The 11,890-nt window shown below is 75.4% G+C and carries 11 protein-coding genes; 3 read left to right on the top strand and 8 right to left on the bottom strand.

Going from position 1 to position 11,890, the window contains the following annotated elements:
• Nucleotides 1-158 precede the first annotated feature (158 nt).
• Nucleotides 159-779 carry a hypothetical protein gene (locus AB0N04_RS09890; protein ID WP_360206027.1) on the top strand — a complete coding sequence of 207 codons (621 nt, stop codon included), beginning with the start codon at nt 159-161 and terminating at the stop codon, nt 777-779.
• Between the two features lie 75 nt (nt 780-854).
• On the opposite strand, the gene AB0N04_RS09885 is transcribed toward AB0N04_RS09890, so the two are convergent.
• From AB0N04_RS09885 to AB0N04_RS09875, 3 genes are all read right to left on the bottom strand, one after another.
• Complete coding sequence (locus AB0N04_RS09885) at nt 855-1,409, bottom strand: hypothetical protein (RefSeq protein ID WP_360206030.1); 555 nt, start codon at nt 1,407-1,409, stop codon at nt 855-857.
• Between the two features lie 300 nt (nt 1,410-1,709).
• Nucleotides 1,710-2,918 (bottom strand): ROK family transcriptional regulator, encoded by a 1,209-nt coding sequence (locus AB0N04_RS09880; RefSeq protein ID WP_360206033.1) that lies wholly within the window; start codon nt 2,916-2,918, stop codon nt 1,710-1,712.
• 323 nt (nt 2,919-3,241) lie between these two features.
• Nucleotides 3,242-4,096, bottom strand: coding sequence for an SDR family oxidoreductase (locus tag AB0N04_RS09875; RefSeq protein ID WP_360206036.1), 855 nt, complete (start codon nt 4,094-4,096; stop codon nt 3,242-3,244).
• 288 nt (nt 4,097-4,384) lie between these two features.
• Between AB0N04_RS09875 and AB0N04_RS09870 the strand changes: the two genes are divergently transcribed.
• Complete coding sequence (locus AB0N04_RS09870; protein ID WP_360206039.1) at nt 4,385-6,025, top strand: SpoIIE family protein phosphatase; 1,641 nt, start codon at nt 4,385-4,387, stop codon at nt 6,023-6,025.
• Nucleotides 6,026-6,250: 225 nt separating this feature from the next.
• On the opposite strand, the gene AB0N04_RS09865 is transcribed toward AB0N04_RS09870, so the two are convergent.
• Nucleotides 6,251-6,646 (bottom strand): hypothetical protein, encoded by a 396-nt coding sequence (locus tag AB0N04_RS09865; protein WP_360206041.1) that lies wholly within the window; start codon nt 6,644-6,646, stop codon nt 6,251-6,253.
• A 396-nt stretch (nt 6,647-7,042) separates the two neighbouring features.
• On the opposite strand from AB0N04_RS09865, the gene AB0N04_RS09860 reads away from it, so the two are divergent.
• Nucleotides 7,043-8,542, top strand: coding sequence for an LCP family protein (locus tag AB0N04_RS09860; protein ID WP_360206044.1), 1,500 nt, complete (start codon nt 7,043-7,045; stop codon nt 8,540-8,542).
• 108 nt (nt 8,543-8,650) lie between these two features.
• On the opposite strand, the gene AB0N04_RS09855 is transcribed toward AB0N04_RS09860, so the two are convergent.
• The 4 genes from AB0N04_RS09855 to AB0N04_RS09840 form a co-directional block, all read right to left on the bottom strand.
• On the bottom strand, nt 8,651-9,310 hold the full coding sequence (locus AB0N04_RS09855) for a zinc ribbon domain-containing protein (protein WP_360206046.1): 660 nt from the start codon (nt 9,308-9,310) through the stop codon (nt 8,651-8,653).
• A gap of 313 nt (nt 9,311-9,623) precedes the next feature.
• Complete coding sequence (locus AB0N04_RS09850; RefSeq protein WP_360206049.1) at nt 9,624-9,872, bottom strand: hypothetical protein; 249 nt, start codon at nt 9,870-9,872, stop codon at nt 9,624-9,626.
• Between the two features lie 155 nt (nt 9,873-10,027).
• Nucleotides 10,028-10,954, bottom strand: a complete 927-nt coding sequence (gene lepB / locus AB0N04_RS09845; protein WP_360206052.1) for a signal peptidase I — start codon at nt 10,952-10,954, stop codon at nt 10,028-10,030.
• A gap of 64 nt (nt 10,955-11,018) precedes the next feature.
• Complete coding sequence (locus AB0N04_RS09840) at nt 11,019-11,615, bottom strand: helix-turn-helix transcriptional regulator (RefSeq protein WP_360206054.1); 597 nt, start codon at nt 11,613-11,615, stop codon at nt 11,019-11,021.
• Between the last annotated feature and the right edge of the window lie 275 nt (nt 11,616-11,890).

Here is an 11,890-nt window from a genome sequence, read left to right as displayed (position 1 = left end):
GCGCGCCGGGCAGACCCGGCATCGCCGTACTCGGTGGGACCACCGCCGCCTGCGTCCGGGTCGGCGCCGACGGCCGGCTGGGTCGTGATCCGGCGTGTGAGCGGTGGGGACCGCGCCGGATGCGGGAGCCGGGCGCCGCCGTGGGAGAGCATGCCGTCATGGACATCGAATCGCTTGTACGCACCCGCCGTGCCCTGCACGCGGTCGCGGAGCTGGTCCTCGCCGGACCGCAGTTCCGGACGAGTGGCACGATCAGGCTGCGCGCCTCCCTCGGAGGTTTCGCCACCCGGGCCGAGCCGAAGGTCCAGGTCGTCGGCGCGGATCTGGTAGCGCCCGGGCAGCGCCTGTTCCTCGAGCGGACCACGTGCGCCGCGCTGGCGGCTGCGATCGGGGTCACGGCCGGTGCACCCGCGGGGCTCTACCAGGACGGATCCGGTGTCGGCCCCGAGGACGTGATCGAGGCCGATCCGCAGTCGGCGCACCGGATCGCGCAGGGTTTCGCGGTCGGCGACGCCGCGCTGCGCCGGATGTTTCCCGGGGCGGATCCGGTGATCTGGCCCGAGCACTTCGACATCGGCGTGACGGTGGACGCGGTCAACTACGGGGTCTCCCCGGGCGACGGCTTCCAGGCGGAGCCGTACGCCTACGTCGGCCCGCACACCCGGCAGCAGGGGAAGTACTGGAACGCGCCGTTCGGCGCAGTGGCCACGATCCGCGAACTCGGCGGCTTGGAAGACGTGTTGGCCTTCTTCGAGCAGGGCCGCCGGTCGGTCGTCTGATCGCCGCTGCCGGCCGTAGGCCCGGGGCGGGCGGAGGGTGGTGGGGGCCGGGCGAGGACCCGGCCCCCGGCAGGCTCAGGCCTGCCAGTGCGGCTTGCCGCTCACCATCCGGCAGTAGATCATCCGGCCGTTGGCGTCATGGGTGCTCCGACCGAGGTCGGCCTCGCGGCAGAACTGCCCCGCCGCGTAGCAGTTCCCGGCGTTCGAGCGGATCTCGCACCCGGTGGCGCCGGCCGCGGAGGTCTGCTGCGGCTCCGGGTCCGTCGGCGGCTGCGCCGTGGTGACCTTCGGCTGCGGTGCCTTGGGCGCGGGCGCCGAGGCGTGGACGCTGGGCACGGCCGACGGCGGGGCGGCGGTCCTGGTCGGGGCCGGGTCCGGCGCGGTCGGGGCGGCACTGGTCGGGGGCGCGACGGGCGGCACCGCCGCGGGGGTCGTCGGCGCGGCGGGCGGCGTGGCCGGGGCGGCGGGCGGCGTGGTCGCCGTGGTCACGGCGGCCTTCGGCGAGGGCGGCGCGGTGGTGCCGTCGGTGGCCGACGGGTCGCAACCCGTCAGCGCCAGGCCGACGGTGAGGACGAGTCCGGCGAATCCGGCCAGGCCGGCGCGCCGGCGCCCGGATATGCGTGAGGGCATGGGTGGAGCACGCTCCGTTCCGTTGGGATGAGGTGCGTGATTCAAGCAGAGCCCGCACACCTCCTGCGCACGGATCCTCCACTCGTTGGCAGATCGAGATGTTCCCGCTACCCGGTGTCACCGCCCCGGGGCCACCGTCACCCTGCGCCTCCGCGGCGACCGCGCCCACCAGCGCCCGCCGTCCGGCCCACCGCCACCCCGCCCGATCCGCCGTCACCACCCCCGGGACGGCCAGGTCGACCCCTAGGCCAGGTCGGTCGCTACGGCGGGCCGGTCCCTACGGCAGGTCCACCCCTCCCCCTACGGCAGGCCGGACGTGCGGCGTTCGAACACCTCGGGGCGGGCCGTCTCCAGGGCGGTCGCGACGGCGCCCAGGAGCACCGCCTCCTCCCCGAGCAGGCTGGGCGCGAGCGTCGGACGCATCGGGGTGATCCGGTGCAGGGCGCGTTCCAGCGGCTCCAGGAGGAGGTCGGCGCTGCTGCCGATGCCCCCGCCGAGGACGACCAGGTCGGGGTCCAGCACGGCGGACAGCACGGCCACGGCGTAGGCGAGTTGCCCGGCCTCGTGGTCGACCGCCCGCAGCGCCGCCGGGTCGCCGGCGCGGGCCAGCTCGAACACCTGCTTGGCGGTGCGCGCGCCGTCCAGCCCGAGCTCCGTGGCGGTGCGCACCACGGCGTCGGCGGCGGCCTGCTGCTCGATCGTCGCGGCGGGTTCGCCGGGCCGCTCGGGCAGCGGCACCAGGCCGATCTCGCCCAGGGCGCCGTGCGCGCCGAGCAGCGGCTCGCCGTCCTTGACGACGCCCACGCCGAGGCCGGTGCCGACCAGCAGGTAGGCGAACATCCGGCTGCCCCGGCCGGCGCCCAGGGTGTACTCGCCGAGCGCGGCGAGGTTGGCGTCGTTGGCGACGGTGACGGCCGCGCCGAGGCCCTCCCCGATCCGGTCGAACAGCCCCGGTCGGCCCCACCCGGGCAGGCTGGTGGCGTAGCGGACGCCGCGCCGCTGCTCGTCCCACACGCCGGGGGTGCCGATCACCGCGTGCACGATGTCGGCGGGGTCCAGCCCCGCCTCGGCGGTGGCGTCGTGGGCGGCGGCGACCACGGCGTCGGCGACGGCGTTCGCCGAGCGGCCGCGGTTGGCGACGTCCCGGCGGGCGACGACCGTCCCGGCGAGGTCGGCGACGGCGACCCTGAGCCGGGCCCGGCCGATGTCGACGCCGAGCACGTGCCCGGCGGTCGGGTCGACCTCGTACAGCACCGCGGTGCGGCCGCGCTCGGGGGCCAGGCGGCCGGCCTCGCGGACCAGTCCGGCCAGTTCCAGGGTGGCCAGGGCGGCGGACACGGTGGGTTTGGACAGCCCGGTGTCCCGGGCGAGTTGGGCGCGGGAGGAGCCTCCTCCGGTGCGCAGCAGTTCGAGCAGCAGCCACTCGTTGTTGCTGCGCAGCCGCTGCCGGTTCCACGGCACCGCCGGGGCCCCGGCCGCCGGGCGGTGGGTCGGCAGGTGGCGGCTCATCGGTTCCTCCGGGGTGAACGGACCGGCGGGTGGGCCGGACTGCGGGTGGGGCGGGCGGGGCCGCGCCTGGCACCGCCCCCGGCGCCCGGTGTCGGGAGCCGCCGCCCAAGTATGACCGGTGATCATTCCGTTCTCGCCCCGGATACCGGACGTCGCCCGCCGCAGGCCCGGCGGCCGGACGGGCGCGACGACGCGCGACCCGGTCCGACCGCGTCCGGCCCCGCCCGTCCCGCACCCGCCACGGAAGCGCCTGCCGCCGGGCCGGGCCCCGCCCGCCACGGCCGGGCGGCCGACCGGCCCGGCTCCACCGTCCCGGCCGGCCGTCAGGCCACCCAGCCGCCCGTCATCGTCTGCACCGCCGAGCCGTCCAGGTCGGCCAGCTTGGCACCCACGAAGGCGCGGGCCCGCTCGGAGGTCTGCACCCGCGCCGGGGGCCGCTCGGCGGTCAGCGCGGCGACGATCGGCTCGGCCGCCTCCTCCGGGGTCTGGGCCTGGCCGAAGGCCTTCATGGTCCGGTCGACGTACGCCTGCAGGGCCGGGGCGTACGGACCGGCCGCGGCGAGCAGTGCGGGCAGGTCGATGGCCTGGTTGCCGATGAACTCGCTGGCCACCGCGCCCGGTTCGACGACGGTGACGTGCACGCCGACGGTCGCGGCGACGGGGGCGAGCGCCTCCATGAAGCCCTCGACGGCGAACTTGGCCGCGCAGTACGCCTCGTTGAAGGGCTGCCCGACCACGCCGCCGACGCTGGTCACGGTGATCACCCGGCCGCCGGTGGCCCGCAGGTGCGGCAGGGCGGCCCGGGTGACCTCGACGACGCCGAAGAAGTTCACCTCCATGGTGGACCGCACGGGCGCCATGCCGTCCTGCTCGATGGTGCCGACGTATCCGGCGCCCGCGTTGTTGACCACCGCGTCCAGCCGGCCGTGCCGGGCGAGGACGGTCTCCAGGCAGGCGGCGACGGACGCCGGGTCGGTGACGTCCAGCCGCTCGATCTCGATCCGCTCGCCGACGCCGGCCTCGACGGCGGCGTGGCGCAGCGCCTCGGCCCGCGCGGTGTCGCGCATGGTGGCGACGACGCCGTAGCCGGCCCGGGCGGCGGCCACGGCGGCGGCGAGGCCGATCCCGGAGGAGGTGCCGGTGATGAGGACGATCGGGGTGGCGGCGGCGGTGTCCATGCGGGTCTCTCCTCGGGCGGCCCGGGGTGCGTCGCCCCGGGCAGGGATGTGTGCGTGTGCACGCACTCTACATTTGTGTGCGCGCACACGCAAACACCTGTGCCGCCCCCTACCGCGACGGCCCCGGACGGTCAAGGTTTCACCCTCTTGTGGGCGTGGCGCGCCCCGGCGCGTGATCATGGGCGTATGCAGTCCCGGCACGGCAACCGAGCAGAAGGCGCCCAGTCCGCGACACCGGACACCCGGTCACTCACGGCAGCGGCGGCGCTCGCGGCGAGCCACGGCGCGATGACCGACAGCGACAGCCCGGACCTCCTCCGCGACCTCCTCGCCACCGCCCCGATCGGCGTCGCCCTGCTCGACGACGAGCTGCGCTGGCAGTACCTCAACGCCGCCTTCACCGCCGTCACCGACCTGCGCCGCGCCGACCTGCTGGGCCGCCCCGCCGGCGCCACCCCCTTCGGCCCGGCCGCCGCGACCCTGCACGGCGTCCTCACCGACGGACGGGACCGCGAACACGCCACCGGCGGCCCCGACGGACCCGGCTCCCCCGTACCGCCCGGCCTGCGGGTGCGCTACCGGGCGCTCGAACGCGCCGGGCGGACCACGGGCGTCGTGGTCGTCGTCCTCGACGACCCGGACCCGGCCCGCGAGCAGCTGCGCGAGCTCGAACGGGCCCGCGCCCGGCTCGCCCTGCTCGACGCGGCCGCCGAACGCATCGGCACCACCCTCGACGTCGGCGCCACCTGCGCCGAACTCGCCGCGTTCGCGGTGCCCGCCTTCGCCGACCTCGCCACCGTCGACGTCCTGCCGCCCGACGCGGAACCCGCCCGCCCCGGCCACGGCGTCCCGCGGCGCCTCCACCGGGCGGCCGTCCAGTCCGTCCCGGCGCTGGGCCCCGCCCTCGCCGACCTCGCCGGGCCCGGCGAGTCGGTCCGCCAGCCGGAGGGCTCGGCGGCCGCCCGCAGTCTCGCCGGCGGCATCGCCGTCCTCACCGAGGCCGGACCCGCCGATCCCGCCCCGGCCGGGATCGGCTCGCTGCTCGTCCTCCCGCTGTCCGCCCGCGGCCGCCTCATCGGCCTGCTCACCCTCGGCCGCACCGCGGCCGGGCCGGCCTACACCCCGGACGAGGCCGCGCTGCTCGGCGACCTCGCCGCCCGCGCCGCCACCGGGATCGACAACGCCCGCCGCTACACCCGCTCCCAGGGCATCGCCCTGGAACTCCAGCGGGCCCTGCTCAGCGAGCCCGGCAACCCCCACCAGAACCTGGGCCTCGCCTCCCGCTACCTGCCCTCCGGCAGCAGCTCGGTGGTCGGCGGCGACTGGTACGAGACGGTCCGGCTGCCGTTCGGCCGCACCCTGCTCGCGATGGGCGACGTCATGGGGCACGGCGTCGAGGCCGCCGTCGACATGAGCCACTACCGCTCCACGCTGCGCGACGTCGCCGGGATGGACCTCCCCCCGCACCGGATCCTGCGCCAGCTCGACACCGTCATCTCCGCCATCGAGAGCGCCCGGCCGGCCACCTGCCTGCTGGTCCTCGCCGACCCGGGCCGCGGCCGCTGGACGCTCTCCAGTGCCGGCCACCTCCCGCCCGCCCTGATCACGCCCGACCGCCCCACCGAACTGCTGGAGGTCCCGACCGGCCCGCCGCTCGGCACCGGCCTGGGCGGCTACGAGCAGACCACCCACCCGCTCACCGCCGACCAGACCCTGCTCCTCTACACGGACGGCCTGGTGGAACGCCGCGACGAGGACATCGACACGTCGCTGGAGCGCCTCGCCGCCCTCCGTCTCCCCGCGGCCGGCGACCTCGACGACCTCCTCGACGCCGTCCTGCAGGCCCTCGCCCCCCCCGCCACCGGCGCCCCGGGCGGCAATGCCGAGGACGACATCGCCCTCCTCGCCGCCCGGCCCAGGCCCCGCTGACTCCGCCCGGGGGCGGCGCCGGGACGCCGACCGCCCCGGCGCCGTCAGAGCGGCACCGGGGCGGTGGGGGGCGTCAGCGCATCGACCTGTCGACCCGTCGACGCATCAGCGCATCGACGCATCAGCGCATCGACGACTCAGCGCGTCGACGTCTCGACGCGGGAGCGCGCCGCCGCGCCGTGACGTCGGCGCACCAGTCGGCGCACCAGTCGACGCACCTGCACGTCACTTGCGACGGCCGAAGATCCGCTTGGCGGCGTAGACGACGCCGACGATCAGCAGGACGAAGAAGAGGATGATCAGGATCACCACGACGATCAGGAACTTGCCGAGCTTGGCGAAGAAGCCGGACTTCTTCTTGTCCTTGGCGGCGAGGTGCGCCACCGGCGCGGCCTGAACGCTGCGGGCGCCGGCGGCCACGGCCTGGACGGCGGGGGCCGCGGGCGCGGCGGGGGCCGCCCGGCCCGCCGCCGGTGCGACGGGTGCCTGGACGGGGGCGGTGGCCGCGACGGCCCGGGGTGCGGCCACCGCCGTCGCGCTCGACGCCGCGGCGGTGAGGCCGGCGGCGGCCAGCAGTGCCACCAGGGCGCCGGCTATCGAACGTGCGATCCGGTGAGTCATCGTGCTCCTCGTACGTGTTCCGAGCAGCGCGGAGGAGCCCGGCCGACCGAATCCGTTGGTCTGACCAGGTGGTTTTCTCATCTGCGCCTAGTATGCTCCACTGAAGTTCTACAGCGGTGTAAAAGTTTAGCGACGGGCCTGCCCGGATCGGCTCCGGCCCCGGCCACGCACGCCCGCCGCTCCGACGGGGGTCTCGTGGCAACTGTGGAGGATGACGACGTGGCTGGTCGCAGGGGTTCCCGCGAAGCCGAAAAATCGCCGCGCCGGGCCACCGACAGCCCACCGCGCCGCTCCGGCGACGGCCCACCGCCACCCCGCCGGTCCACCGAGGGCCCCCCGGCGGGCCGCCCCGCGAGCCGGGCGAAGCCGAAGCCCGGGCGCAGCACCAAGCAGAAGGTGCTCTGGGTGACCGCCGGCTGCACCGCCCTCCTCGTCCTCGGCGGCTGCGCCGTCTACTACCGGCTGAACGGCAACATCACCACCTTCGACGGCGACGCCGTCAGCAAGGACCGCCCGGCCGCCGCGGCCCCGGACGCCCAGGGCCGCACCCCGGTCAACATCCTGCTGATCGGGTCCGACAGCCGGGGGAACGGCAACAGCGACCTCGGCGGCGGCGGGGACGGCGGCGCCCGGTCGGACACCGCGATCCTGCTGCACGTCTACGCCGACCACCGGCACGCGACCGGTGTGTCGATCCCCCGCGACTCCCTGGTCACGATCCCGCCGTGCAAGCTCCCGAACGGCAAGTGGACCAAGGAGCAGACCAATGTGATGTTCAACAGCGCCTTCTCGGTCGGCGACACCGAACAGGGCAACCCCGCCTGCACCCAGAACGCCGTCGAGAAGTTGACCAACCTGCGCGTCGACCACACCATCGTGGTGGACTTCAACGGCTTCGCCTCGATGACCAAGGCGGTCGGCGGCGTCGAGGTCTGCCTGCCGAACGACGTCCACGAGGGCGACCTCAACCCGAACCTCGGCCGCAAGGGCAAACTGCTGTACCCCAAGGGCAGGCAGAAGGTCGAGGGGCAGTCCGCGCTCGACTACGTACGGATCCGGCACGGCATCGGCGACGGTTCGGACATCGGCCGCACCAAGCGCCAGCAGGCCTTCCTCTCCTCGCTCATCAAGCAGGTCAAGGCGGGCGGCATGGACCCGACCACGCTGCTCCCGCTGGCCGACGCCGCCACCAAGTCGCTGACCGTCGACCCGGACCTCGGTTCGGCCGCGAAGCTGCTCTCCTTCGCCATGTCCGTCAAGGACGTGGACCTGCACGACGTCAAGTTCGTGACCACACCGTGGCGTTACGAGGGCCCCCGGGTCGCCCTGGTCCACCCCGACGTGGACCAGCTCTGGGCCGCGCTCAAGGCCGACCGCACCCTGGACGGGCAGGACGCCAGCGCCGCCGCCCCGGCCGCCGGCGAATCGGCCGCGCCCACCGCCCCGGGCAGCGCGACCCCCGACGCCTCGCCGGACGCCGCCGCCGGGAGCGGCGAGGTCAAGCCCGCCGAGGTGAAGGTCACGGTGCTGAACGGCACCGGCGCGGCCGGGCTCGGCGGCAAGGCCGCGGAGACCGTCAAGGGCGCCGGCTACACCGTCACCACCGTCGGCAACGCGCCCGGCCGGCCGCGGGCGGCCACGGTCGTCGAGTACGGCACCGGCGAGCACGCCGCGGCCGACGCCGTCGCCAAGCTGTTCCCGGGCGCGACCGTGCAGCCCGGCGGCAAGGGGATCAGCCTGGTCCTCGGCCACGACTTCGCGGCCGCCAACCCGGCCGGCACCGCCACCGCGCCGACCACCGGGGCCGCGTCGGCCCCGGCCCCGGTGCCCAGCAGCGTGGCCGGGTCCGCCCGCTCGGCGGACGACGACCCGTGCGCGAACGTCTCGTACGGGTGACGGACGGCTGACCCGGCGAGTCACCGTCGACCGACCGGCGACCGACCGGAAGCCGGGGCGCCCCCGAAGGGACGCCCCGGCTCGAGAACGGACCCGCTTCGGACCGGCTCAGCGCCTGGCGCCGCAGGTCGGACAGAAGGCGGCGCCGTCCGGGACGTTCTGGTGGCACTGCCCGCACTGCACCGGCTGGGCCAGCCGGAAGCCGCAGCCCGGGCAGAACGGCGTGCCGTGCGTCTCGGTCGAGCACTGCGGGCAGACCAGCTGGCGCGGCGTCCGCACGTCGAACTCCGCACCCGACTGCTGGCCCTGCTGGTAGGCGCGGTCGGACACCATGTCATTGAGGCCGCGCCGCTGCGCCACCACCGCCTCGGCCGCGGTGTCCGGGGCGCAGGTGTGGCACAGGCCCTGGCCCGGGTCGAAGCAGCGACCGCAGACATAGTGGGTGCAGCGGGCGCAGCGGTTGAAGTGGCTCTGGGCGTTGCCGATGGCGTGCTGGAACGCGGCGTCGCGCGCGTTGCCCCAGGTGTGCCCGGCCAGGCCGTCGGCGGCACTGCTGATGGTGCTGGCGTTGCCGCCGATGAGGTTCCAGGCGGCGCTGACGCCCTTGCCGATCCAGCCGGCCACCTGACCGGTGGTGAACGCCTCGAAGGGCGAACGCCAGGTGTCGGAGCAGCGGGAGCAGTAGAACTCGAACTGGAACCCCGCACCGGTGCCGTGCTGCTGGCACAGGTCGCGGTAGTTGCTGCTGAAGTAGATCTCGGAACTCACGTCGTCCCCGGTGGCTGAAGTGGCGCGTCGGCGGTCCCCGGGCCCCCGGGTCCCGACAAGGACGGCGGGTCACGAGGCGCTGCACAGAATCGCACACGCCTTCATCCGTTGTGAATCTCGTACGGGTAAAGCCGTCCGCGGCAGCGTCTCGCGATCGCCGCTCCAGGGGACGCACGCGCCCGCCGGCCCGGTTCCGGCCCCGCGGGGGCTCCCCGGCGGACCGGTCACCGCCCGCCCGGACCCCGGTCGGCCCGGCCCCGATCGACCCGGCCCGGCGCACGGGGCCCGGGCCTGCCCCGGTCCGCACGGTGGTTCAGAGCCCGGCCACCGGCAGCAGCAGGACCCGCGCCGGGTCGAAGCGCTCCCAGCAGGCCGGCCGGCCGCTGCGGCTGACCCTCAGCCGGCACCACCGCTCCCCGGCGTCGTCCCGCCACCAGCCGCTGATCCGCCCGGACGCCCAGGTGCCGCCGCCGAGGTCCACCTCGACCGGCTGGTACACCCACTGGACGTCCGGCTCCGCCGGCTCCCCGGCGGGCGCAGGACTGCGCCGACTCTCCACCACGGTTCCGCCTCCCGACCCGGCCCCGGCCGCGGCCTCCCCGGTCGGGCGGCCACGCGACCGCGCGTGCAGCTCACCCGGGGACTCTACAGGCGTGTAGAGGATCGCGGAGGGGGTTTCGCCACGGTCGGTGGGGCGGCCCGCGGCCCGGGGCCGTCTCAGTCGCGCCCCCGACGGGCACTCAGCACCGAACGCGCCCGGGAGACCGGGGACGGAGCGGCACCCCGGCGGCGGCGCCAGAGCGCGACCGGCAGCACGGCACCCAGCGCGACCGCCCCCGGAACCGACGGCGTCGCCGCCGGCGCGGCGGCGGCACCCGACGGCACCTTGTCGAAGGTGTCCGGGACGGGCAGCGTGGACCAGTCCGAGAGCGGCCAGGCCACCACGAAGGCCCGGCCCACGACGTTGTCCACCGGCACGAAGCCGTCACCCGTCTCGTTGTGGTGCGGCCGGGAGTCCCGGGAGTTGTTGCGGTGGTCGCCCATCACCCAGAGCTTGCCCTTGGGGACGGTGACGGTGCCCACCGGGTCGTTGTCGCAGGGCGTCGAGCCGGGGAACAGGTACGGCTCGTCGAGCGCGGCGCCGTTCACCTTCACCGGGCCGCCCGCCTTGCACTCCACGGTGTCCCCGCCCACCGCGATGACCCGCTTGATGAGGTCCTTCTCGTCCGCCGAGGGCATCAGACCGACGGTGCTCAGGGCCTTCTGAACGGTGCTCATCACCGAACCGCCCGAGTGCGTCGGGGCGCCCTCCAGCCAGCCGCCCGGGTCGCGGAAGACCACCACTTCCCCGCGCTCGGGCTCGGCGCCGAACCACGGGGTCAGCTTGTCGACCAGGACCCGGTCACCGATCTCCAGGGTCTGCTCCATCGAGCCGGAGGGGATCGAGAACGCCTGGACGAAGAAGGTCTTGATCCCGAGCGAGAGCAGCAGGGCGATCACCAGCAGGATCGGCAGCTCCTGCCAGAACGGACGCTTCCTGCGCCCGGCCTTCCCGCCCGGCCCCGGCGACCCGGCCGCCGCGGTCCCCACCCGCTCCCCGGCTCCACCGCTCTCGCCGGACTCCGTGCTCTGCTGCACACTCATAATTCGCGGCCCCTCCCGACGGCCTGACGGGAGCCCGGAACGGACTCCCTGTCAGGGAACGAACCTACCGAACAGAGGTTCCCGGGCGCGCCCTGACGTGGATCCGCTCCCCCTGCGGGCCGAACAGGCTGAGGAACTCCACGGGCTGCGGCCCGGCGTTGCCGAAGGCGTGCGGGGTGCGGGTGTCGAACTCGGCCGCCTCACCCGCCGTCAGGACCAGGTCGTGCGAGCCGAGCAGCAGGCGGAGCCGGCCGGACAGCACGTACAGCCACTCGTAGCCCTCGTGCACCTTCAACTCCAGCCCGGGCCCGGTGCCGTGACCGGGCGGCATGATCTGCTTGTAGGCGTGCAGGCCCCCGAGGTGACGGGTCAACGGGACGACGGTCTGGCCGTTCCTGGTCACCGGGCGCGCGTGGATCCGGGGATCGCCGGTCGCCGGTGCACCGACCAACTCGTCCAACGGCACCCGGTACTCCCGCGCCAGCGGCAGCAGGAGCTCCAGGGTCGGCTTGCGCTGCCCGGACTCCAGCCGGGAGAGGGTGCTGAGCGAGATCCCGGTGGCGGCGGCCAGGGCGGCGAGCGTGGTGCCGCGTTCGCGCCGCAGGGCGCGCAGCCGGGGGCCCACCGTGGTGAGGACGTTCTCGAAGTCTTCGTCGGCCATGTCCGCCATTCGCCGCTACGGCAAGGGCGTTTGTCAAACCGGCACACCGTGCGCGCCGCCGGGCCCGCCCCGGGCGCCCCCGTCGGCCGGTCCGCGACCGGTGCCGGTGCCGGTCCGCGGCCAGTGCCGGTGCCGGTGCCGGTCGGCCGACCGGATGACGTTCGCCGCGCACTCCGGCCACCCGGCGCGGCCCGCCCCGCCGACCACCGCCCGCCTCCCTACGATGCGGCGGTGACCGCCCGGGCAGCCTCCGGGCCCCGACTCCAGAACGGCTG

The organism is Kitasatospora sp. NPDC051702, from assembly GCF_040681575.1.
Taxonomy (GTDB): domain Bacteria; phylum Actinomycetota; class Actinomycetes; order Streptomycetales; family Streptomycetaceae; genus Kitasatospora.
This window is presented reverse-complemented; position numbering and strand designations above follow the sequence as displayed.